Here is a 22,315-nt window from a genome sequence, read left to right as displayed (position 1 = left end):
CTGCGCCTCGTCGAGGCGTCACTGCCATGCTGGACTGGACCGTCGAGTTTTCGCCTGCCTGTCTGGATCGGCGGGTGGGACGGGACACGGAGCGCGCGCATCTCAACCTGACCCTTTCCCGTCCCGCAGCATGAGCCCGCCGGTAGACTTTCTTCCATCAGACTAGGACGCACAGGGCTAGCGGCTTCACAGGACACGTGCCTCGGGATCGGCAGCTTACCGATTCGGCGAGACGAACGGGCGCAGCAAGTCGGGTAGGTCGTCGATGCCGACTTGGCCCTTTCGAAGGAGGCAGTCGGCTCGTCCCGCGAGCCGTCGTCGGTCCTCGCCGTCGACGTCTTTCGCCGTTAGCACAACGACGGGGATCGAACCCCATTCTGGCTTGGCGCGGAGCGTCCTGAGGAACGCGAACCCGTCCATCTCCGGCATCATCAGGTCCAGCAAGATCAAGCCGGGGCGCTCGGCCACCACCGCCGCGAGCCCGGCCCTTCCGTTCTCGGCTGTCGCGACCCGCCAACCTTCCCGTGCAAGCCGCGCGGACATCCGCACACGCGTGTCGGCATCGTCGTCAATGACGAGCAACGGTCCCTCGTGCCCCCGGGGGCGGAAGCGCTCCATCACTGCGTGAAGTTCGTCCCAGTCAACGGGCTTCTGCAGATAGTCGGTAGCCCCCAGGGAAAAGGCCAAGTTCTGCTCGTCCAGCACGGTGACCATGATCACGGGAGTGTCGCCGAGATCCGGGTCACCCCTGAGGGCACGCAGAACCGACCAGCCGTCCATCTGGGGCATCGTGACATCGAGAAACATCACGCGGGGGCGGATCGCCCGCGCCTTGTCGAGGCCCTCGCGCCCGTCAAGGGCGGCGACGACCTCGAACCCGTCGCGTTCCAGGAAGCGGGTGAGGAGTTCGCGCGTCGCCGGATCGTCGTCCACGACAAGGACGACGCCTTGCCGAGACGCCTCGTCCGAAGTCGCAAAGCCCGCGCTTCCATTCGGCTCCGCTTCGTCGTTGGTCCCGGCGATGCACGCTGGGACCGACATGGTGAAGGTGGTGCCGCGGCCCTCCTCACTCGCCACCGCGATGTCGCCGCCGAGCATGGCAGCGAACGCCCTGGTAATGGACAGGCCGAGCCCCGTGCCGCCGAACTTCCGGGTCGTCGAGGCATCGGCCTGGGTGAAGCGCTCGAACAGCCGCGCCTGCTGCTCCGAGTTCATGCCGATGCCGGTGTCGCTCACCTGGAAGGTCAGCCAGTCGACGCCATCACGTGCCCCCCGTTCGGCCTCGAGGGTGATCCGCCCGCCTTCCGTGAACTTGGCAGCGTTGCTGAGCAGGTTGATGAGACACTGTCGCAGCTTGGTCACGTCTGTGCGCGCCTCGCCGAGGTCCGGGCCGAGATTCAGGGCCAGGACATTGTCCTTGGCGGCGACGAGGGATTCGACCGTCGAGGCTACGTCGCGGACGACGGCATCGACGGTGAACGCCTCGACGTAGGTTTCCATCCGCTCGGCCTCGATCTTCGAGAGGTCCAAGACGTCGTTGATCAGTCCGAGCAGGTGGCGCGCGTTCGCCTCGATCTTCCTCACGTCGGGCAGGAGGTCGGCTTGGCCGACATCCTCCATGTCTTCCTGCAGCATCTCGGAATAGCCAATGACCGCCGAGAGCGGGGTGCGGAGTTCGTGGCTCATGTTCGCGAGGAACTCGCTCTTCGCCCGATTGGCTTCCTCCGCTGCATCCTTGGCAGCGGCCAACTGGAGCTCCCCCCGCTTGCGCCCGTCGATGTCCGTGACAACGATGACGGCTCCGATCCGTCGATCGTCGACGTCGAGCAACGGGGCGGCCAGGAACTCGACCCAGGCGCGCGTGCCGTCACCCCGTTGGTATTCGACCTCCAACGCGTCCTGCTGCCCGCCGTCGCGCGCGACCTTGGGGACGGGCCATTCGTCCGCCTCGACCGGGTGTCCGTCCGCGTGGAAGCCGACCCAGCGCTCGGGGTCGCCTTGGACCGCGTCGGGCATCACCTCATGGCCCAGGATGGCCGTGGTCCGAACGTTATGGCCGACAATACGACCGGACGGTGCCTCGGCGATGATGACGCCCACGGGCAGCGTCTCCATGACGGTCCGGAGCGTTGCCTCGCCAAGGCGCATGCCGCGCCGTGCTTCTGCCTCGCCGGCCTCGGCGAGCCCGGCCGGGATGATCCCGGCGAACAGCGTCGCATTGCGCAGGTCCCGACCCGAGAACGCGTCTGGTTGGCTCGACTGCAGCTTAAGGACGCCGATGTGAGCGCTGCCCCTGGCGATCGGCACGTAGATGGCCGATCGCATCCCCAGGGCGGCAATGGCGTCCCGGTCGACCCGCGGGTCGGTGAGTACGTCCGGGCAGAGTACCGGCTTGCCGGTGGTCAGGCAGTGGCCGGAGAGGCTGCCGTCGAGGGGTAAGCGGCGACCGACATGGGCGGCGAGCGCCCCGCGGCCCGAGCGATAGACCAGTTCGTCCCCCTCGCGCAGTTCGATGACGCCGCCCTCCGCCTGGGGGACGGTTTCCATGACTCCCGCGACGAGGGCGTCGAGGATGGCGTCCCTGTCACCGGCCGCGCGCGTCACTGCGGCCTGAGCGGCGATCAACGCGTCCTGCTGGGCGATCAGCGCGGCCTGACCCACGAGGATGCGTTCGCGCTCGAACCCCGAGCGACGGAGCTCTAACTGAGACATAACCTGCCCGGCGAGCGCACGCAGCGCCTCCGCCTGCCGGTCGTCGAGCCCCATCGGTCGGGGGACGAGGTCGATCACGCACAAGCTACCGAGGTGTTCGCCACCTGTCGCCGCGAGCGGGGCCCCCGCGTAGAAACGCAGGTATGGCTCGCCGGTGACGAGGGGGTTGCTGCTGGTACGGGGATCCTGCGTTAGGTCCGGGATCACCAGCAGGTCCGGGGCGCCCAGGACGTGCGCGCAGATGGACTTGTCCAGCGTCGTCTCGCAGGGGGCGAAACCGGAGCGTGCCTTGAACCATTGCCGGTCTCCGGCAACGAGACTGACAAGGGCGACCGGGGCGTCACAGGTCATCCGGGCCAGCGTGACGATGTCGTCAAAGCCCTTCTCGGGTGGCGTGTCGAGGATGTCGTGGTCCAGGAGTGCGTCGAGGCGGCGTCTATCGCGGACCTTGGGCGGAAACGTCGTCGGATCAGTCATCATCGGCTCGCGGTCGGGTGCGGATGCGTTCGCCGACGCAAGGCCACGGGGTGACGCGCTGCGGACTGCTGGGTGCCGTCGACAACACGGCCCACGCCAAGTGGTTGCCGCCCCCCTAGGGCGCAGGGACGTGCCTCGCGAATCGGTGACCCGGGACCGATTCCAAGGGGGTCACGCCTTTTCAATCAGCGAGACTTTGCCGTCGCGCTCAACGATGGCGACGGCGACCTTGTCCAAGTCGTCGAGGCCCTGCTGGCGCGCGGCGGTGCGCACGTCGGCCTGCTGCATGCGCAAGCGCCGCATGTGGATCTCGTCCCAGCCGCCGTCGCGGTAGACGACGATGGGTGTGCCGTCGCAGATGCGCTCGAACCAGACGTAGCGCAGCTTCAGCCACGACACGGCGACGTGCATCAGTCCGACGGTGAACAGGGCGCTCATCGCGCCTGTAAAGGAGTGGTCGTCGCCCAGGATGGCGCTGACGCTCATGCCGCCGAAGAGAAACAGCACCACCATGTCGATGGGGGCTTGCTGGCTGGCGGTGCGCCGCCCAATCAGCCGGATCACGAACAGAACGATGACGTAGGCCGCCGCAGCCTTGAGGACGGTGTTCATGGCTAAGGCACCGCGCACTGTGACCAAGATAAGGTTTCGCCCGCATCGAGGCGGGCGGTGAGATCGACGCCGCCGCGGAAGGCCGGCGAACCCGTGAAGCGGATCAGGGCGTGGCTCTCTCCCGCCTGCACCGGGAACACGAGGCGGATGCCGCCTCCGACGACTTCCCAAGTCGCGGGCCTGGGCGTGATGCTCTCGAGGCCGAACTGGTCGACCAGATCCTTGGCAATAGTCACTGCCACCTTGTCCCCGCCCGGGGGCACGCGGGTGTCGAAGCGAACGATGGTGGGGGCGCCGAAGCGCACCACCGGCTCGTATCGGATGCTGATCGAACCATCGGCGTTGGTGATGCTTCGCTCGCTGAACGGCCCGTGCCCAAGCAGGCCGAAGGCGCAGACCAGCACGAAGGCGAGCATGGCCAGGCGCCCCGCGACCTCGGCCTTGCGCCACCCGTCCTCGAACGCCGGGTAGAACCCGCGGGCGATCTCCTGCGGCATGGGCGGGTCGTCATGGATGACTTCCAATGCGGTCTCGCTCCCATACCTCGGTCAGTCGTCGGAGCCGACCGGGCTCGGCATCGCAGATCCAAGGCCGGTCGTCCTGTCTTGTTCCGTCCGCGGTTGTCTCCGCTATCAAAAGCGTCGCCGACCGAGGACGTCCGCGCGTCTCTCGCATCCCGCACGGCAAGGTAAAGGGTATTGTGAGCTCCCGCCGGGTGCTCGCATGAGCCTGCCTCGCGCCGCAATCGCCTCGTAGTCCGTCTCAGCCTTGACGGTTCGTAAACCGTTGCCCGTCACGGCCATTACGGGGATATCGGACGATTGGTGCGGGTGTCGGTGCAGAAGATGCGAAGCTCTCGCGGCATGCTGGCCGCCTTGCTGATCCTGGCGCTTCCCGCCTGTTCGGGGCGCCCGAGCGGGGTGCTGTTGCCCATCGCCCAGATCGAGCAGATTCCGGGTACGTCCCGGGTGGACATGCTCGTCGCCACGACCCGTAAGTCGGCGACCGACCGAGGCGTCCTGTTCTCGGGCGAGCGCGGCGACGCCGTGACCTACACCGACCTCGCCATCTCGATACCCCCGGACGCTACCCGCCAGCCGGGTTCGGTGCAGTGGCCCAAATCCCTGCCGGGTAACCCGGCCACGGATTTCGTCGCGCTTCGGGCCGAGCCCGTCGACCGCTCGAAGGTCGCCGCCTGGACGGGCCGCGCCGTCCGACGCGGGGCCAAACGCCATGTCCTCGTGTTCGTGCACGGGTTCAACAACAAGTTCGAGGACGCCGTCTTCCGCTTCGCGCAAATCGTGCACGATTCCGGCGCCGAGGTCGCCCCGGTGCTGTTCACGTGGCCGTCCCGCGGCTCTGTACTCGCCTACGGCTACGACCGGGAGAGCACCAACTTCTCGCGCAATGGCCTAGAAACACTGCTGCGAGACCTCGCTCAGGATCCGAACGTCGGCGAGGTCACCGTCCTGGCACACTCGATGGGCAACTGGCTCACGCTGGAGAGCCTGCGCCAGATGGCCATCCGCGACCGGCGCGTCGCCCCGAAGATCCGCAACGTCATCCTGGCCGCGCCCGACGTCGACATGGATCTCGCCCGGGCGGCCTTCCACGACATGGGCAAGGACCGGCCGCGGCTGACCCTGATGGTCTCGAACGACGACCAAGCACTGGCCGTCTCTCGTCTCGTCTGGGGCGACAGCGTGCGGCTGGGGGCCATCGACCCGAACGTCGAGCCCTACCGCTCAGAGTTGGAGCGGGAGAACATCGGCGTCCTGAACCTGACCACCGTGAAGTCCGTGGACGCCCTGAACCACGGCAAGTTCGCGAGCGGTGACGTGGTCGCCCTTCTCGGCAAGCGCCTCGCCGACGGCCAGCCGATCTCCGACGGACAAGTGGGCATCGGCGACCATCTCGTGCGCACCGCTGCTGGCGCGGCCTCGACGGTGGCGACGGGAGCAGCTTTGGCCGTGGCCGCGCCGGTGGCGCTCATCGACCCGCAGACGCGCGAAACTTACGGTGAGCACCTGTCGAACGTCGGTTCGGGCCTGCGCGACACCGCCGGCTCCGGCGCCGATCTCGCTGGCGCGCCGATGCGCGCCATCACCGGTGGGCGCTGACATCGACGCGACCGACACCGGGCCAGCCTGCAAGACGAGGTAGGGGCTCGCGAAGCTGACGGTCGCAAACGGTGTCGCTTTCCGCGGAGAGGAGCGGTCGATTTCGATCCGGTATGGCTCGGATCTGGAGGTCGCCGAGAAGATCTCGCTGGCGGCGGCGGTGAGGCATACGGATCGCGACGAAGACGTACGAGATCAATGGCAGCCTGGTCATCCGCATGGACGGCCAGGACGGGTACTCGTATGGACATCGTACGCCGATACCCCCGGCCGACTGACGACAGGTCGGTCCCCTCAAGATGGCCTTGGGGGCATCGCGGACGTGCCCCAGCTGGCGGGGCACGGCGTTTGGTCCCACGAGGCCGCCCCGTCTTCCCGTGCACGATCCGAGGTCCGATGACGAAGCTGTCCGCCGAACACCTGCGCGTCGTCGACGTGATGTCACGGGACGTAGAGTTCATCGAAGCGCATGCGAGCGCGCAGGACGCGGCCATTCTGATGGGTGAGATCGAGGTCGGGGCCCTGCCGGTGGGCACCGCCGAGCGGCTCGATGGCATCGTGACCGACCGCGACCTGCTCTACCGGGTGGTGGCACGCGGCCGGGACCCGTCGACGGTTTCCGTGAAGGAGGTTGCGTCTCGGCCTGTCCTGACCTGCGGCCCCGAAGATACGCTTCGCGTCGCCATGGATCTGATGATCGCCAACTACGTCCGGCGCCTTCCGGTCGTGGACGGCGCGGGCGCGGTGGTTGGATGGCTGACGCTGGCCGACATCTCCCGCCACCTCCTCGTGGAGGACGCCGCGCTTCAATCGGTGCTTCAGGCGCTGACCGAGGGGTCCGAGGGACCCTGATCAGGAACGGTGGCGGCGCAAGGCTGCGCGCACGGTCGTGGTTGGGATGGACCGGTGTGCTGCGACGTAGTCGGCGAAGGCCCGCGCCGCCGGACCGGCGTCACGAGCGGCGACCAGCGCCAGCACGAAGGCGACGAGCGCGAGGTCCGCATTCGCGATAGCGGCCAGTGCCTTGTCCAGGGCGGGGGGTGATTGCAGCACCGCGTCGTAGGTGGCGAGCAGGTCGGGTGCGGTCCCGGCCCCGGCAAGCCAGGACCTGACCACGCCCTGCGCCGATGCCTCGCCGCCGGCGAGGGCTGCAACGGCGGCGAAGCGGACGATCGCCTCCGCCTCCGATTGCTGAAGGCGGCCGACGTTGATGTTCAGGGGAATGGCGGTCTGGTGCCGGTTCTGAAGCCAGCCGTGCAGCACCTTCTGACCGATCACCTCGGCGATCTGCCACTGCGCCGGCGCGACCTCGCGCTGGCGGCGGTCCACGCCCCTGTCAGGTGACTGGGGCTCGAGTTCCTCCGGTGCATCGGGAGATGGGTGAGGCTTATTGATGCGAAGGTTCATCGCGGATGCCTCGCCGAGTGAACGCCCGAGCCTCCGGCGGGTTGGGGGCCGTACCACCCATCGGATCGCCGCATGCCCGTCTCCATTCCACGCCTCCCGTCACTGCGGTCTTCCCAGGTGCTCACGCGATGACCCTGGATCAAGTGCTCGCCTTCGGCCTGATCGGCGTCACCGTGGCCGCCTTCATCTGGGACCGGTTGCCCTACGATCTCATTGCGCTCACGGCCCTGGCCGCTGGGATCGCGCTCGGCCTGGTGCCGGCCGAGAAGGCGTTCTCGGGCTTCTCCGACGACATCGTCATCATCGTCGGGGGCGCGCTCGTCCTGTCGACGGCGATTGCACGCTCCGGTGCGGTCGAGACGCTGATGCGTCCCATCCTGCCGCATCTGACGAGCGCACAACGACAGGTCACCGCCCTCGCGGGCGGGGTCCTGCTCCTCTCCATGGTCACGAAGAACGTCGGCGCGCTGGCGATCTTCATGCCCATCGCCCTGCAACTCGCCCGCCGCACCGGCACATCGCCTTCCACCCTCCTGATGCCGATGGCATTCGCGTCCCTGATCGGCGGCATCGTCACGCTGGTGGGCACATCCCCCAACGTCATCGTCTCCAAGGTCCGGGCCGATCTGACCGGGCAGCCTTTCGGCATGTTCGACTACGCGCCGGTCGGGCTGTGCGTGGCGGGTGTCGGCTTCCTGTTCCTGTGCCTGGGCTGGCGGCTGCTGCCACGCCGCGACAGCGGGGCACGCGCCATGGACGCGGCGTTCAACCTCGAACGCTACACCACCGAGGCAAGCCTGCCGGCCGGTCATCCGGGGATAGGCGGCACCTTAGGGCAGCTTGAGGCCCTGGCCGATGGCGATGTCCGGATCGCGACAATCCTGCGCGAGCGCTTCCGTCGGTATCCCGCCAGCCCGGACTTCCGGCTTCAAGCCGATGACGTGCTGCTCCTAAGCGGAGAGCCGGACGCCCTTGAGCGCTTCGTGGCGCGCGCGGACCTTGTGCTGGCCGGGGCGCTGCCGGAGGCCGAGGCCGTCGTCATGGAGGGGGTGGTTACCGCCGAGTCCGGGCTCGTCGGGCACACCGCAGCCCAGCTCGATCTGGAGCAACGCCAGGGCGTCCTCATCCTCGCCGTCAGCCGACGCGGTCGCCGCATCGAACAACGCCTCTCGGCCGTGCGGTTCCGCGCAGGGGATGTCGTGGTGATGCGCGGGCGCACGGCCGCTCTTGGTCCAAGTCTGGGCGCGCTCGGCGTGCTCCCCCTTGCCGCCCGTGAGATCGCGCTCGGCCGGAACGACAGGAGCTGGATCCCGGCCGCGATCCTGGCCGTTGCCATGGGCCTGGTGGCCCTGCACGTGGTGCCCGTGGCTGTGGCCTTCTTCGGGGCCGTCGTCGCCGTGCTTCTCCTTCGCAGCATGACACCGCACGAGGCCTACCAAGCCGTCGAGTGGCCCGTGCTCGTGCTGCTCGGTGCCCTCATCCCCATCTCGGAGACCGTAACCAGCACAGGTGGCGCGGACCTCATTGCGGCGCATCTGACGACGTTGGTGCAGGACCTGCCGCCCATCGCGGCGATGGGCACCATCCTCGTGCTGGCCATGGCCGTCACGCCGTTCCTCAACAACGCTGCGACGGTGCTGGTCATGGGTCCCATCGCCGCCAAGCTCGCGACGAAGCTCGGCTTGGCGCCGGACCCGTTCCTTATGGCCGTGGCACTGGGGGCCGCATGCGACTTCCTCACGCCCATCGGCCACCAGTGCAACACCTTGGTCATGGGTCCGGGAGGGTATCGCTTCGGCGATTATGCCCGGCTTGGACTGCCGCTTTCACTCATTGTCGTGGCGGTCGGGATCCCTATGATTGCGCTGGTCTGGCCGTTGCGCCCGGCCTGAGCGCACCCGGTGCCGGTGCCTTCACGCGGAATTCGGCATCGGCCCGATCCTCGACTGGACCTCGGCGCGTGAAAGCCGTCCCCCTTCCATGCATCGCCGAGTAATTTGGCGGAACCGGGCTCGGCAATTGCAGAGCACGGCCCGAAACTGCGGTCACCGTTTGACCCTTCCCAGTTCTGGTCTGATCTGATCGACAGGAGACCTTTGGGAAATCGAACCTGAAGGTTCGTTGAAGGCGAGAGGCGGCCGAGCGCCGCTTGTGCAGCCAATACCGCGATTTCGAGCCTTGAACTCGAAATCGAACTGGCAGAAATCCACCTTCGCGGACCTTGGCTTTTGCAGTCACGAGCATCAGGGAAACAATCGAACACCAGACACAACTGCCGCAAAGATCAATGTCGTATTTTAACCGGGCAGTGGGGTGACCCGTCGCTTCCCAAAGCATCTCGGTCGTGACACTCACACCCTATGAGTAGATTGCACAAACTGATCGGGACCGTCGCCCTCCGACGTCCTTCGCCAGTCATCGACTACGGCGTCACGCTTCTGCTGATCGGCATCATGACGTTCGTTCGGTTCCTAGCTCCGGCCTATGTCGCACCGTTCCTCTTGTACATCCCCGTCCTGCTCGTTGTGAGCCTAGCCTTTGGCTCGGGTTCAGGAACGCTGGCACTGTCGTTGTCCACCCTGATTGCCGCGTGGTTCTACACGCGGGACGGGTCCCTCGATGGCGTGGATGCTGCCCTGCTGTGTCAGTACGTTCTGGTCGGCGCGACCATGGTGTGGATCTGCCACGCCTTACGTCGATCCGTAGCACAGAACGAAGCCACGCTGGAACGGCTTAACGCCGCAAACCACATCCTCGTCGACCGAGAGACGGCGTTGACCAGCGCGAACGCCGTCGCGGAGGCCGCCAAGGAAGCGGCGGAGCTGGCCAACGCGGCGAAGAGCGATTTCCTGGCCAACATGAGCCATGAACTCCGCACGCCACTCTCCGCCATCATTGGCTATAGCGAGATGATGGGGGAGGAGATTTCGGACGGTTGTGCGGCGTCGGACTTGGTCGCCGACATCGGCAAGGTCGAGCGCAATGCCCGTCACCTGCTCGGGCTCATCAACGACGTGCTGGATCTTTCCAAGGTCGAGAGCGGCAAGATGGAGGTCTACGTCGAGGACTTCGCAGTGGAGGACATGCTGCGGGATGTCGCGAGTTCGGTTGCGACCCTGGTCGGCAAGAAGGGCAATACCCTGGAAATGCGGCTCCCACCTGAGCTGGGCCGGATGCATTCCGATCTCACCAAGACGCGGCAAGTGCTCTTCAACTTCCTGAGCAACGCAGCGAAGTTCACCGAAACTGGGGTGATCACGCTTTCCGCTTCGCGCATCACGGACGGCTCGGGTACCGATCGGCTTTCGTTCGCCGTCTCCGACACGGGCATAGGCATGACGGCCGAGCAGGTGTCGCGCCTGTTCCGGCGTTTCGAGCAGGCCGATGCCTCCACGACCCGTAACTTCGGGGGCACCGGGCTTGGCCTCTCGCTCACGCGTGCCTTCGCCGACATGCTCGCGGGGACCATTACGGTATCCAGCAATCCTGGCCAGGGCAGCACCTTTACGTTCACCGTACCGGCAACCTTCCTTCCTCAGAGCGACGAGCAAGCCTCTCCTGATCCGGATGTGATCGCCGACGATGCGGTGGAAGGCGACGTCATCCTCGTGATCGACGACGATACAGACCAACTCGTGCTCACCACGAGGTTTCTTCATCGTGAGGGCTTCCGAGTCCAGACCGCCACGAACGGCAGGAGCGGGCTCGATCTGGCCCGGAAGCTGCGGCCACGGGCCATTCTGTTGGACGTGATGATGCCGGGCGTGGACGGCTGGTCGGTTCTGAGCCAGATCAAGGCGGATGAGACGTTGGCGCCCATCCCGGTCGTGATGGTGACCTCCATCGATCAGCGCAACCTCGCGGCCTCGCTTGGTGCTTCGGATTACATGCTGAAGCCAGTCGACTGGACTCGGTTCGGCAAGATCGTGAACCAGTTCAGGCTGGCGGAGCCGGACCGGCGCGGCACCGTGCTTCTGGTCGAGGACGAGGCCGTTACCCGCATGGCGATGCGTTCCACCCTGGAGGAGGACGGCTGGACGGTCGTGGAGGCCATGAACGGCAGGGAAGGTCTGCGGCAGGCAAGCGAGACCAAGCCGAATGTCGTGATCGTGGATCTGAACATGCCGATCATGGATGGCTTCGGCTTCTTGGAGGGCGTTCGGGCCGTGCCTGGCTGCTCGGACATCCCGGTGATTGTCCTGACGGGCCGAGAATTCTCGGCAGAGGATCGGAGCAAGCTTCGCGGCGCGAGCCAGATCCTCAATCACGGCGACTTCGCGTCGGCGAGTTTGGCCGAAAGACTGATAGGTCTCAAGACATGAATGGGCAGGGCCAACTCGATCCCATCGCCTCTTGCGGCGTGTTACGTCTGGATTTGCTGATCGCTGTGAAGTCAGCAAGGGTTACGGAGCCATCCTCGACGGGGTGAAAAACCCGTGCCTGTTTTGTTCCGTTGGTGATTTGGGCAGCCGGTACACGGCTGCCCAAATGTCCTAATCACTCTAGGTTGGTTCGATGCCAAACCTTGGCGTCTGAAGGCGAAACTTTGGATCTCGGCCTAACGCACTACCGAATAACTATGAGCACCCCGTTGTGCTTCCGCAGGTGTCGCACTTCAGGCAGGTGCCATTCCGGACCAGCGTAAAGTTCGCGCATTCCGGACAGGCCTCACCGACGTAGCCCTTCATCTTCGCTTCGGCGCGGCGATCGGAGACCGTACGCTCCGGCTTGATCGGATCGGGCTTGGCGAAGGGGAGGGCATCGACCAGTGCTTCGGCCTGGCCGGCCTGGACCGGCTCGGCCTTCAGCGCCGTGGCACCGCGCAGGGCATGGACCACGCCGCCCGCCGGGGCGGTCTGGCCGGAGCTGGCCGCGCCGACTCCTACGGTACCACCGGCCGGTCCGCCCTGGATCAGGGTCAGGCGGTCGGCCGAGCCGCGCAGGAGGCCACGGGAGACGACACTGGCCGCCGTGGTCTCGGTCTTTCCGGGCTCGCGGGTGGTCTCCGTCTCACCGCCGCCGATCACCGTGCCGCCGATCTCGGACGGGCTGACATGGGCGAGGTCGGCGCGGCCGAGATAGGACACGGCCAGCTCGCGGAACACGTAGTCGAGGAGCGAGGTCGCGTTCTTGATCGCGTCGTTGCCCTGCACGAAGCCGGCGGGTTCGAAGCGGGTGAAGGTGAAGGCCTCGACGTACTCTTCCAGCGGCACGCCGTACTGGAGCCCGAGCGAGATCGCGATGGCGAAGTTGTTCATCAGGCTGCGGAAGGTGGCCCCCTCCTTGTGCATGTCGATGAAGATCTCGCCGAGGCGACCGTCGTCGTACTCACCAGTCCGTAGATAGACCTTGTGCCCGCCTACGACCGCCTTCTGGGTGTAGCCCTTGCGGCGGTGGGGCATCTTCTCGCGGGAGCGGATGCGCTCGACGCGCTCGATCACGCGCTCGACGATCTTCTCCGCGACCTGCGCGGCCTTGGCGGCGGCCGGAGCCGCGATCAGCGCCTCGACCAGATCCTCGGCCTCGTCGTCCTCGTCGGCGATCAGGGCCGAGTTCAGGGGCTGCGAGAGCTTCGAGCCATCGCGGTAGAGCGCGTTGGCCTTGAGGGCCAGGGTCCAGGACAGCTTGTAGGCGTTCTTGCAGTCCTCGACCGTCGCGTCGTTGGGCATGTTGATCGTCTTGGAGATGGCGCCCGAGATGAAGGGCTGCGCCGCCGCCATCATCCGGATGTGGCTCTCCACCGAGAGGTAGCGCTTGCCGATGCGTCCGCACGGGTTGGCGCAGTCGAACACCGCGTAGTGCTCCGTCTTGAGGAAGGGGGCTCCCTCAAGGGTCATCGCACCGCAGATGTGGGTGTTCGCCGCCTCGATGTCCTTCTTGGAGTACCCGAGGAAGGGCAGGATCTCGAAGGTCGGATCCGCGAGCTTCTCGGCCGGGACCTTGAGGACATCCTTCAGGAAGTCGTCGCCCAGGGTCCAGCGGTTGAAGACGAACTTGATGTCGAAGGCCGATTTCAGGCCCGCCTCGACCGCTGCGAGCTTGTCGTCGGTGAAGCCCTTGGCGCGGAGCGACCCGGGATTGATCGCCGGAGCCTGTCCCATGGAGCCATGGCCAACCGCGTAGGCCTCGATCTCGGCGATCTCGGATTCGCGGTAGCCAAGGGTACGCAGGGCGTCCGGCACCGCGCGGTTGATGATCTTGAAGTAGCCGCCGCCGGCGAGCTTCTTGAACTTCACCAGGGCGAAGTCGGGCTCGATGCCGGTGGTGTCGCAATCCATCACCAGGCCGATCGTGCCGGTGGGCGCGATGACGGTGGCCTGGGCGTTGCGGTAGCCGTGCTCCTCGCCCAGCGCCAGGGCGCGGTCCCAGGCATGCTTCGCCCGCTCGACGATGTCGGTCTGGGGCACGTTGGCGAGGTCGAGGGGCACCGGGGCGATCGAGAGGAACTCGTAGCCCTCCGCCTCGCCGTAGGCGGCCCGGCGGTGGTTCCGGATCACCTTGAGCATGGCGTCCGCGTTCTCCTCGTAGGCCGGGAAGGCCCCGAGTTCGCCGGCCATCTCGGCGGAGGTGGCGTAGGCCACGCCGGTCATGATCGCCGTCAGGGCGCCGGCCAGCGCACGACCCTTCTCGGAGTCGTAGGGCAGGCCCATGCTCATCAGGAGGCCGCCGATATTGGCATAGCCGAGGCCGAGGGTGCGATAGCGGTAGGAGAGCTCGGCGATTTCCTTCGAAGGGAACTGCGCCATCATCACCGAGATCTCGAGCACCACCGTCCAGAGGCGGTTCAGGTGCTCGAAGGCGCCGACGTCGAAGTGATTCGTGGCGCGGTCATACATCGTCAGCAGGTTGGCCGAGGCCAGGTTGCAGGCGGTGTCGTCGAGGAACATGTACTCGGAGCACGGGTTTGACGCCCGGATCCGTCCGCCGGCCGGGCAGGTGTGCCAGTCGTTCATCGTCGTATTGAAGTGCAGGCCCGGATCGGCCGAGGCCCAGGCGGCCTCACCGATCTTCTCCCACAGATCGCGCGCCTTCAGCGTCTTCGTGGTCTTGCCGGTGGTGCGGGCCGTCAGGTTCCAGTCGGCATCCGACTCGACCGCGCGCAGGAAGTCGTCGGTCAGGGAGACCGAGTTGTTGGAGTTCTGGCCGGCGACGGTGAGGTAGGCCTCGGAATCCCAGTCGGTGTCGTAGACGGGGAAGTCGATCTTGGTGAAGCCCTGGCGGGCGAACTGGATCACCCGCTTGGTGTAGGAATCCGGCACCGCATCCTTGCGCGCCGCCTTCACGGCCTTCTTGAGGACGGGATTGCGCTCGGGGTCGAAGCAGGCATCGCCCTCGGCCTCGCACTGGGTGCAGGCCTTCATCACGGCGGTGAGGTGCTTGGAGACGATCTTGGAACCGGTGACGAGGGCGGCGACCTTCTGCTCCTCCTTCACCTTCCAATCGATGTATTGCTCGATATCCGGATGGTCGATGTCGACGATGACCATCTTGGCCGCGCGGCGCGTGGTGCCGCCCGACTTGATTGCGCCGGCAGCCCGGTCTCCGATCTTGAGGAAGGACATCAGGCCGGAGGACTTGCCGCCGCCGCCGAGCTTCTCGTTCTCGCCGCGCAGCATGGAGAAGTTCGAGCCGGTGCCCGAGCCGTACTTGAACAGGCGCGCTTCGCGGACCCAGAGGTCCATGATGCCGCCCTCGTTGACGAGGTCGTCCTGCACGCCCTGGATGAAGCAGGCATGCGGCTGCGGGTGCTCGTAGGACGAGGCGGACTTCGTCAGCTCACCGGTGCGGTAATCGACGTAGTAGTGGCCTTGCGCCGGGCCATCGATGCCGTAGGCCCAGTGCAGGCCGGTGTTGAACCATTGCGGCGAGTTCGGCGCCACCATCTGGCGCGCCAGCATGAAGCGCAGCTCGTCGAGGAACGCCGAAGCATCCTCCTCGGAAGTGAAGTAGCCGCCCTTCCAGCCCCAGTAAGTCCAGCAGCCTGCCAGACGGTCGAAGACCTGCGTCGAGGAGATCTCCGAGACGTAGCGCTCCGCTTCCGGCAGCTCGGCCAGGGCCGCGAGATCCGCCTCCGAGCGCCACAGGAACGACGGCACGTCGTTCTCCTCGACCTTCTTCAGGGCCGCCGGCACCCCGGCCTTGCGGAAGTACTTCTGTGCGAGGACGTCGCTGGCCACCTGGGACCAGCTTTCCGGCACCTCGATCCCATCGAGGCGGAAGACCGTCGAGCCATCCGGGTTGCGGATCTCGCTCAGGGTCTTGCGAAAGGGGATCGTCGCGTAGGGGGATTGTCCGGCCGTAGTATGGCGCCGCTCGAACCGCATGGAACCTGTCTCCCGAGCCGCCTGAAGAAGTGCGGCGCCGTGTCGAAGAATGATGAAGGCGAGCGACCGCGGACGCCGCGGAGCGCTAGAATCGATATCGAAAATTCGGTGATCCGCCGGTGACGCGACAGCCTCGGCGATGATCCGAAGGTATGCCGGTCCGGGGCCTCACGTCAATAACTAGTGTGCCGGCTGCCTGTTCCTGGCTAGATGTAGTGGGTCTCGTCTTAAACCTGTGGATATCGCGAGCGGATCCGTAAGTGCCCTTTCGGCTTGGCGGATTCAGCCGCGAAAAATTTTCCGCCCACAGGCGGTTCCGTGCTCGGATGGGGTGCCCGGATGGTTAACGGCGCCGGGTGTGGGATTTGCGCCGCATGGGACACCGACCCCGCGCGTCGCAGGTGCCGCCTCGCGACTGGACTTCGCGGATGCGCCTCACCATAGTCCGCGCCGGAACACGATGGCGGGGCACGGGCGCCCCATTCAGGCGAACGCGATGGCTCTCAAGGACACGCTCCTGCGGATCTTCACCTGGTGGAACGGGCAGACGATGTCGCTCGCGCTCTACACGGCGCGCAAGGGGCAACGCGTCGGCACCGACGATCTCGGCAACGTCTACTACCGGGCCCAGGGCGCGCTGATCGACCGTTCCGTCGGCACGGAGCGGCGCTGGGTGGTCTACAACGGATATGCCGACGCCTCGAAGGTGCCCCCGGGCTGGCGCGCCTGGCTCTGTCACAACGGCGACGTGCCCCCGAGCGAACAGGACTACACGCCGCGCGCCTGGCAGAAGCCCTATGTGGAGAACCTGACCGGCACCAGCGGCGCCTACCGCCCGCGCGGCTCGCAGCTGAATGTCGGCCAGCGCCCCGCCGCCACCGGCGACTACGTGCCTTGGAGCCCGGGCAACTGAGGGCAGGGCGCCCGATCGGGCGCCGGCCCTTTTTCCACCAATCTTCGCGCGCTTAAGAAGACCTCGCGTCGTCGCGCCCGCCCGGGGCGCCTGCGAGGAGGGTCGCCCGTGAGCCGCAGCACAGCAGGATCGTCTCGCTCCGTGGTCAAGCGTCTCCTCCTCGCGTCGGTCGCGATCGGCCTCTGCAGCCTTCCGGCCGCTGCCGACAAGATCAAGAACCCCACCGCGGTGTTCTCGGGCCTCGACAAGATCACCGGGCGCATCGTCTCCTTCGAGGTGGCGGTTGACGAAACGGTTCAGTTCGGCGCCCTGCAGCTGACACCGCGGGTCTGCTACAGCCGGCCGCCGACCGAGAGCCCGAAGACCACGGGCTTCCTCGAGGTCGACGAGGTCACGCTCGACAACAAGTACCGCCGCATCTTCACCGGCTGGATGTTCGCATCGAGCCCCGGCCTGCACGCCATCGAGCATCCGATCTACGATGTCTGGCTCGTCGATTGTAAGGGCGGCGCCGACGTGATCGCCGAGGCGCGCGAGCAGGAGGACGTTCCTGCCATGGCGTCGAAGCCGGAAAAGACCCGGCGTCCGAAGAGTGGCCAGGACGCCACCCGGACCGCCCAGCAGGTCAATCCGAACGGGCAGGTGGATGTGGAAGCGCCGCGCGGGGTGCCGGTCCAGCCCAGGCAGAAACCGTCGCGTAAGTTCTTCCCGTCGAACGAGGGGCCTGCCCCGGCACCGCCGCCGCAGCAGCCCCAAACGCTCTTCGACGCCCTCTTCCGGTAGGATGCGGTCGACGCGTTTCAGCCCCGGGCCAAGGCGTCCAGGATCTGTTGCCCGCGTACCGAACCGTCCCCGGGCCAGATGGTCCAGTCTGCCGGAAGGTTGATCGCCTCGGCCAAACGTCGCTTGTAGATGTGGCGCGGGAGTTCCTCGGCGCCGAACTGCGTGAGGTGGTCGGTCACGAATTGCGTGTCGGCCAGGCGGTAGCCGCCCGCGCGCAGACGGGCCACCAGATGCACCAGGGCGACCTTCGAGGCGTCGCGGACGGTGTGGAACATGCTCTCGCCGAAGAACGCCGCTCCGAGGGAAACCCCATAGAGACCGCCGACCCGCTGGCCGTCGAGGAAGACCTCAACGGTGTGAGCGTGCCCGGCGTCGAACAGGGCGCCGTAGAGCTCGCGAATCCGGCCGTTGATCCAAGTCCGCTCCGCGTCACCCCGCGGCGCGGCACAGCCGGCGATGACCGCCCCGAAATCCTGATCGGTTCGAACCTCGAAGACGTCCGAGCGCACGGTGCGAGCGAGACGCTTGCCGACGTGGAAGGCATCGAGGGGCAGGACGCCGCGGGCCCGGGGCTCGACCCAGTAGATGGCCGGATCGTCGGCATCTTCCGCCATGGGGAAGATGCCCGCCGCATACGCCTTCAGCAGGATCTCGGGCGTGATCTCGACGCGGTCGCCATCGTACATGGAATGATTTTGAAGCGGTGCCGCGCGGAAGGCCAGAGGAAGGCTCGCCGCACGGGGGCTCGAACCCATGAAAAAGGGCGGAACCTTCTGGTTCCACCCTCTCATGCCGGACGGCGCTGCTGTTTAGAAGTTCGGGCCACCCGAGGTGGTGCCGAGATTCGGAACGGTGCGGTTCGGCTGCTCGGCGTTACCACCCTTCGCGGAATCCTCGAAGATCGCCTCGCGGTTGGTGGTGTAGGGCGCCTCGACGACCGAACCGGTGACGTCCATGTCGGTGCGGCCGTCGGCATTCCGGTAGGCGCCGTAGGCCGACGGATTGTCGATCGGGCCGCGAGTGGTGTTGCCGGCCTGCGGAACCGCCCGCTCGGGCTGGCCGACATTGCCGGACGGCGACTGGGCCAGGGCGGCGGAGGCGATCAGGGAGGCGGCGACGAAGGTAAGGCTGAAGGTGCGCATGGCGGTCTTTCGGACGGTCGGTCGATAGGAAAACGGTCTCCAGCAGGGCAGATGGCTTCGGGGCGCGAAAGGCCCGCTCCGTCTCCGTCCGGCTGGTGTGGGGGAAGAAGTCATGACGGATCATGGCGTTCCGGCCGTTCCTTTGCTGGCAATCTGTCGCAGCCGGCGGCTCTGGAAGGAAACGCGTTCATTCCCATGGATCAGCAAAAGGGGTTTGAACGGCTCAGTTCAGGGCAGTCCGTACAGCCAGCGCCGGCCGAAAGAGATGATCCAGCTCACGCCAGAGGTCTCTCGCGCGCAATTCGATTGTGCGTGAACGCACATGTGGAGACGATGATCTGGTGAGGCTTGCAAAGGCGTGAAAAAGCCGGCCCGTTTCGGGGCCGGCTCGGGGTCGAACGGTCCGGGGAAACCCGGCGTCGAAGGTTGCGCAGTCAGCGGGCAGGGCCGCCCGAAGTGCTTCCGGTATTCGGCACGCCGCGGTTGGTGTCGTTCGCGTTGCCGCCCTTGGCCGAATCGATCGCGCCGGCGCCGGGGCTCATGCCGCGCTCACCGACCGGAGCGGTCGTCGCGCCCGGGCCCGGCGCCATGTCGCGGGTCGAGGGGTTGTCGATGGGCCCGCGGGTGGTTCCACCCGCCTGCGGGACGGTTCGCTCGGGCTGTCCGACATTGCCCGAAGGCGATTGGGCGAGGGCAGGACCGGCGAGGAGAAGGCCGGCGAGAAGCGGGATGGTCAGGCGCACGGGAGGGGTATTCCTTGCAGTGCGGCTCGGCGACCAAACCTGCCGCCAAGCCTGGGCAGACGCTGAAGAACGAGTCTGCGCCGTCCCTGTTCCCCCGGGGCCTACGGCGTCGACGGTTCGTCGAGGCCGCCATCGGCCAGGAACTTCTCGAGCCAGTGGATGTCGTACTCGCCGTTCTGAACATCCGGATTGCGCACCAGGGTCCGGAAGAGCGGCAGCGTGGTGTCGACACCGTCGACCACGAACTCGTCGAGGGCGCGACGCAGGCGCATGAGGCACTCGTTGCGCGTGCGTCCGTGCACGATCAGCTTGCCGATCAGCGAGTCGTAGTTCGGCGGGATGCGATACCCCTGGAACACGGCCGAATCCACCCGCACGCCGAGGCCGCCGGGCGGATGGAAGTAAGTGATGAGGCCCGGCGAGGGACGGAAGGTCGCCGGATGCTCGGCGTTGATGCGGCACTCGATGGCGTGCCCCTCCACCTTGATCTCGTCCTGCGTCATCGACAGGGGCAGACCGGCGGCGACGCGGATCTGCTCGTTCACGAGGTCGATGCCGGTGATCATCTCGGTGACGGGATGCTCGACCTGGATGCGCGTGTTCATCTCGATGAAGTAGAACTTCCCGTCCTCGTAGAGGAACTCCACGGTTCCGGCGCCGAGGTATTGCAGTTCCTGCATCGCGCGGGCGCAGATGCCGCCGATCTCGGCCCGCATATCGGCGTTGAGGGCCGGCGAGCCGCCTTCCTCCCAGACCTTCTGGTGCCGACGCTGCAGCGAGCAGTCGCGCTCGGCGAGGTGAACGGCCTTGCCGCGCCCGTCTCCGAGCACCTGAACCTCGATGTGGCGCGGCTTCTCCAAATACTTTTCCAGGTAGACCGCGTCGTCGCCGAAGGCCGCCTTGGCCTCGGTGCGAGCCATGCCGAGTGCCTGCTCCAGGTCGGCCTCGGACCGGGCGACCTTCATGCCGCGGCCGCCTCCGCCGGAGGCCGCCTTGACCAGGACCGGGTAGCCGATCTCGGCGGCGATCCGCTTGGCCTCTTCCGGATCCTCGACGCCGCCCTCGGACCCGGGCACGCAGGGAATTCCCAGCCGCTTGGCGGTCCGCTTGGCCTCGATCTTGTCGCCCATGATGCGGATGTGCTCCGCCTTGGGGCCGATGAAACCGATATTGTGGTGAGCCAGCACCTCGGCGAAGCGCGCATTCTCGGAGAGGAAGCCGTAGCCCGGGTGGACGGCGTCGGCCCCGGTGATCTCGCAGGCGGCGATGATCGACGGAATGTTCAGGTAGCTGTCGCGCGCCGCCGGCGGGCCGATGCAGACGCTCTCGTCGGCGAGGCGCACGTGCATGGCATCGGCATCGGCGGTGGAGTGGACCGCCACGGTGGCGATCCCGAGCTCCTTGGCCGCACGCAGGATGCGCAGGGCGATTTCGCCCCGGTTGGCAATCAGGATCTTGTCGAACATGGGTGCGGCGCTGCTCACTCGATGACGAGGAGGGGTTCGCCGAACTCGACCGGCTGGCCGTCCTCGACGAAGACGGCGGTGACGGTACCGGCGCGGGGTGCGACGATCTCGTTGAACGTCTTCATCGCCTCGATGAGCAGGAGCTTGTCACCCGCCTCGACCTTCGAGCCGATATCGACGAACAGCTTCGCCTCGGGCGAGGGCCGGCGATACGCGGTGCCCACCATGGGGGAGGGGACCGATCCGGGATGGCCCGCACCGGCCTTGCGGTCGAGGCCGCCCCCGGGACCCGCCAGCGGCATCGGAGGGGCGACGGCAGCCATCGCGGGCGCCGGAGCCAGCGCGGGAGCCGCGACCTGCACCTGAACCGCCTCGATGCGGCGGGCGACGCGGATGCGCAGATCCCCCTTCTCGACCTCGATCTCGCTGAGATCGGTCTCGTTGATGAGCTTGGCGAGCTCGCGGACGAGCTCCGGATCGAAGGGGTCGTTCTTGGACATCGGCTCCTTGGGCATCGGCTCGGTCGTCTTCAGGTCAGGCGGTGAGTGCGGTTCGGGTCGCTGGCGGATGCCAAGGCCGAGCGAAGCGCGCCCGGCATCGACGACTCGGTTCGGGACGTCGACGGCTCAGCAGCTGGCGTGGCCGCACTGGCGCACGTCGCTGATGGTCTTGCGGATCGGCTCGAGGCCGACCGCGCCGGGAATGATCTCGTCGCCGATGATGAAGGCGGGCGTGCCCGACAGGCCGAGCTTGTCGCCGAGGCCGACATTCTCGGACAGGGCGGCCTTCACCTCGGGGCCCTGCGCGTCCTTCATCAGCCGGGTCACGTCGAGGCCCATCTCCTTCGCCACGGCCACGGCGCGTTCGCCGTTCACCCGGCCCTTGGATTCCAAGAGCTTGGTGTGGAATTCGAAGATCTTGTCGCTCTTGAGCTGCTGCTTGGCCGCGAGCGCGATCTTGCTGGCCTCCAGGGACTCGGCGCCCAGCACGGGGAAGTCCTTGAGGACGACGCGCAGCTTCGGGTCTCCCTTGATCAGGGCCTGGATGTCGGAGAGTGCCTTGCGGCAATACCCGCAATTGTAGTCGAAGAACTCGACCAGGGTGACGTCGCCCGTGGGATTGCCCGCGACGACGCCGTGGGGCGAGTTGACCAGAGCCTCGCGGGATTCCTTCAGGGCCGCCGACTGCGCCAGCTTCTGCGTCTCCTGCTGGCGGCGCTCGCCCTCGGCGATCGCCTCCTGCAGAACCTCGGGGTTCTTCACGAGGTAGTCCTTGATGATCCCCTCGATCGCCTGGCGCTGCGCATCGGTGAAGGCGGCGGCCGGGGCGGGCTGGCTGGGGGTGGTCTGCGCCACCGCCGCGCCGGGGGTACCGGCCAGGATCGAGCCGGCCAAGATCGTGCTGGCCAAAATCGTGCTGGCCAAGATCTTGGCGGAGAGCAGGGAACGGAAGGGGGGCATACGTCCTCGCGGGGCGGGACCGGTCAGACGTAGGCCGGCCATCGGGGGTCATGTCGTCGATGCGACATGCGGTTAGCGGTCGGGTTAGGCGTTTTCGCGGCGGGCGGTCAATCACCGAATGGCAGGTTTGGTCCTGGCGGGGCGCAGCCGCTATGA

Annotated in this window: 17 protein-coding genes; 6 read left to right on the top strand and 11 right to left on the bottom strand. The window is 66.7% G+C overall.

Going from position 1 to position 22,315, the window contains the following annotated elements:
* Positions 1-216 precede the first annotated feature (216 nt).
* The 3 genes from CRT23_RS07450 to CRT23_RS07440 all read right to left on the bottom strand — a co-directional run bounded on the left by CRT23_RS07450 (position 217) and on the right by CRT23_RS07440 (position 4,298).
* Positions 217-3,189 (bottom strand): response regulator, encoded by a 2,973-nt coding sequence (locus tag CRT23_RS07450; RefSeq protein WP_181017276.1) that lies wholly within the window; start codon positions 3,187-3,189, stop codon positions 217-219.
* Positions 3,190-3,360: 171 nt separating this feature from the next.
* A complete protein-coding gene (locus tag CRT23_RS07445; RefSeq protein WP_103709185.1) occupies positions 3,361-3,801 on the bottom strand; it encodes a YetF domain-containing protein in 441 nt (146 codons plus the stop codon).
* 2 nt (positions 3,802-3,803) lie between these two features.
* Positions 3,804-4,298, bottom strand: coding sequence for a hypothetical protein (locus CRT23_RS07440; RefSeq protein WP_146056339.1), 495 nt, complete (start codon positions 4,296-4,298; stop codon positions 3,804-3,806).
* Between the two features lie 348 nt (positions 4,299-4,646).
* On the opposite strand from CRT23_RS07440, the gene CRT23_RS07435 reads away from it, so the two are divergent.
* Positions 4,647-5,921, top strand: a complete 1,275-nt coding sequence (locus tag CRT23_RS07435) for an alpha/beta hydrolase (protein WP_103709221.1) — start codon at positions 4,647-4,649, stop codon at positions 5,919-5,921.
* A gap of 396 nt (positions 5,922-6,317) precedes the next feature.
* A complete protein-coding gene (locus CRT23_RS07430; RefSeq protein WP_244477306.1) occupies positions 6,318-6,773 on the top strand; it encodes a CBS domain-containing protein in 456 nt (151 codons plus the stop codon).
* Here CRT23_RS07430 and CRT23_RS07425 read toward each other — a convergent pair whose 3' ends face one another.
* Positions 6,774-7,250 (bottom strand): hypothetical protein, encoded by a 477-nt coding sequence (locus CRT23_RS07425; protein WP_103709183.1) that lies wholly within the window; start codon positions 7,248-7,250, stop codon positions 6,774-6,776.
* A gap of 206 nt (positions 7,251-7,456) precedes the next feature.
* On the opposite strand from CRT23_RS07425, the gene CRT23_RS07420 reads away from it, so the two are divergent.
* Complete coding sequence (locus tag CRT23_RS07420; protein ID WP_103709182.1) at positions 7,457-9,220, top strand: SLC13 family permease; 1,764 nt, start codon at positions 7,457-7,459, stop codon at positions 9,218-9,220.
* Between the two features lie 477 nt (positions 9,221-9,697).
* Positions 9,698-11,650: a response regulator gene (locus CRT23_RS07415; protein ID WP_181017275.1), complete on the top strand. Its 1,953-nt coding sequence runs from the start codon at positions 9,698-9,700 to the stop codon at positions 11,648-11,650.
* A gap of 255 nt (positions 11,651-11,905) precedes the next feature.
* On the opposite strand, the gene CRT23_RS07410 is transcribed toward CRT23_RS07415, so the two are convergent.
* Positions 11,906-15,652, bottom strand: a complete 3,747-nt coding sequence (locus CRT23_RS07410) for a vitamin B12-dependent ribonucleotide reductase (RefSeq protein WP_103709180.1) — start codon at positions 15,650-15,652, stop codon at positions 11,906-11,908.
* Positions 15,653-16,148: 496 nt separating this feature from the next.
* Here CRT23_RS07410 and CRT23_RS07405 point away from each other — a divergent pair, with 496 nt between their 5' ends.
* Together CRT23_RS07405 and CRT23_RS07400 are read left to right on the top strand one after the other, a co-directional pair.
* Positions 16,149-16,565, top strand: a complete 417-nt coding sequence (locus CRT23_RS07405; RefSeq protein WP_103709220.1) for an NADH:ubiquinone oxidoreductase subunit NDUFA12 — start codon at positions 16,149-16,151, stop codon at positions 16,563-16,565.
* A 141-nt stretch (positions 16,566-16,706) separates the two neighbouring features.
* Positions 16,707-17,348: a DUF2155 domain-containing protein gene (locus CRT23_RS07400; RefSeq protein ID WP_245436030.1), complete on the top strand. Its 642-nt coding sequence runs from the start codon at positions 16,707-16,709 to the stop codon at positions 17,346-17,348.
* A gap of 17 nt (positions 17,349-17,365) precedes the next feature.
* Here the strand turns inward: CRT23_RS07400 and aat are convergent, their stop codons facing one another.
* The 6 genes from aat to CRT23_RS07370 all read right to left on the bottom strand — a co-directional run bounded on the left by aat (position 17,366) and on the right by CRT23_RS07370 (position 22,159).
* Positions 17,366-18,034 carry a leucyl/phenylalanyl-tRNA--protein transferase gene (gene aat, locus CRT23_RS07395; protein WP_103709178.1) on the bottom strand — a complete coding sequence of 223 codons (669 nt, stop codon included), beginning with the start codon at positions 18,032-18,034 and terminating at the stop codon, positions 17,366-17,368.
* Between the two features lie 123 nt (positions 18,035-18,157).
* Positions 18,158-18,490, bottom strand: coding sequence for a hypothetical protein (locus CRT23_RS07390; protein WP_103709177.1), 333 nt, complete (start codon positions 18,488-18,490; stop codon positions 18,158-18,160).
* 434 nt (positions 18,491-18,924) lie between these two features.
* A complete protein-coding gene (locus CRT23_RS07385) occupies positions 18,925-19,233 on the bottom strand; it encodes a hypothetical protein (RefSeq protein WP_103709176.1) in 309 nt (102 codons plus the stop codon).
* A gap of 101 nt (positions 19,234-19,334) precedes the next feature.
* A complete protein-coding gene (gene accC / locus CRT23_RS07380; protein ID WP_055952406.1) occupies positions 19,335-20,699 on the bottom strand; it encodes an acetyl-CoA carboxylase biotin carboxylase subunit in 1,365 nt (454 codons plus the stop codon).
* Positions 20,700-20,713: 14 nt separating this feature from the next.
* Positions 20,714-21,199, bottom strand: coding sequence for an acetyl-CoA carboxylase biotin carboxyl carrier protein (accB, locus tag CRT23_RS07375; RefSeq protein ID WP_103709219.1), 486 nt, complete (start codon positions 21,197-21,199; stop codon positions 20,714-20,716).
* A gap of 126 nt (positions 21,200-21,325) precedes the next feature.
* Entirely contained in the window at positions 21,326-22,159 is an 834-nt protein-coding gene (locus CRT23_RS07370; RefSeq protein ID WP_103709175.1) for a DsbA family protein, read from the bottom strand.
* Positions 22,160-22,315 lie beyond the last annotated feature (156 nt).

The sequence above is a fragment of the Methylobacterium sp. V23 genome, from assembly GCF_002917135.1.
GTDB lineage: Bacteria > Pseudomonadota > Alphaproteobacteria > Rhizobiales > Beijerinckiaceae > Methylobacterium.
This window is presented reverse-complemented; position numbering and strand designations above follow the sequence as displayed.

Coding starts and splice junctions, on each gene's coding strand:
- CRT23_RS07450 (WP_181017276.1), bottom strand. CDS start 3,189: ATGACTGATCCGACGACGTTTCCGCCCAAGGTCCGCGATAGACGCCGC.
- CRT23_RS07445 (WP_103709185.1), bottom strand. CDS start 3,801: ATGAACACCGTCCTCAAGGCTGCGGCGGCCTACGTCATCGTTCTGTTC.
- CRT23_RS07440 (WP_146056339.1), bottom strand. CDS start 4,298: ATGCCGCAGGAGATCGCCCGCGGGTTCTACCCGGCGTTCGAGGACGGG.
- CRT23_RS07435 (WP_103709221.1), top strand. CDS start 4,647: ATGCGAAGCTCTCGCGGCATGCTGGCCGCCTTGCTGATCCTGGCGCTT.
- CRT23_RS07430 (WP_244477306.1), top strand. CDS start 6,318: ATGACGAAGCTGTCCGCCGAACACCTGCGCGTCGTCGACGTGATGTCA.
- CRT23_RS07420 (WP_103709182.1), top strand. CDS start 7,457: ATGACCCTGGATCAAGTGCTCGCCTTCGGCCTGATCGGCGTCACCGTG.
- CRT23_RS07410 (WP_103709180.1), bottom strand. CDS start 15,652: ATGCGGTTCGAGCGGCGCCATACTACGGCCGGACAATCCCCCTACGCG.
- CRT23_RS07405 (WP_103709220.1), top strand. CDS start 16,149: ATGGCTCTCAAGGACACGCTCCTGCGGATCTTCACCTGGTGGAACGGG.
- aat (WP_103709178.1), bottom strand. CDS start 18,034: ATGTACGATGGCGACCGCGTCGAGATCACGCCCGAGATCCTGCTGAAG.
- CRT23_RS07390 (WP_103709177.1), bottom strand. CDS start 18,490: ATGCGCACCTTCAGCCTTACCTTCGTCGCCGCCTCCCTGATCGCCTCC.
- accC (WP_055952406.1), bottom strand. CDS start 20,699: ATGTTCGACAAGATCCTGATTGCCAACCGGGGCGAAATCGCCCTGCGC.
- accB (WP_103709219.1), bottom strand. CDS start 21,199: ATGTCCAAGAACGACCCCTTCGATCCGGAGCTCGTCCGCGAGCTCGCC.
- CRT23_RS07370 (WP_103709175.1), bottom strand. CDS start 22,159: ATGCCCCCCTTCCGTTCCCTGCTCTCCGCCAAGATCTTGGCCAGCACG.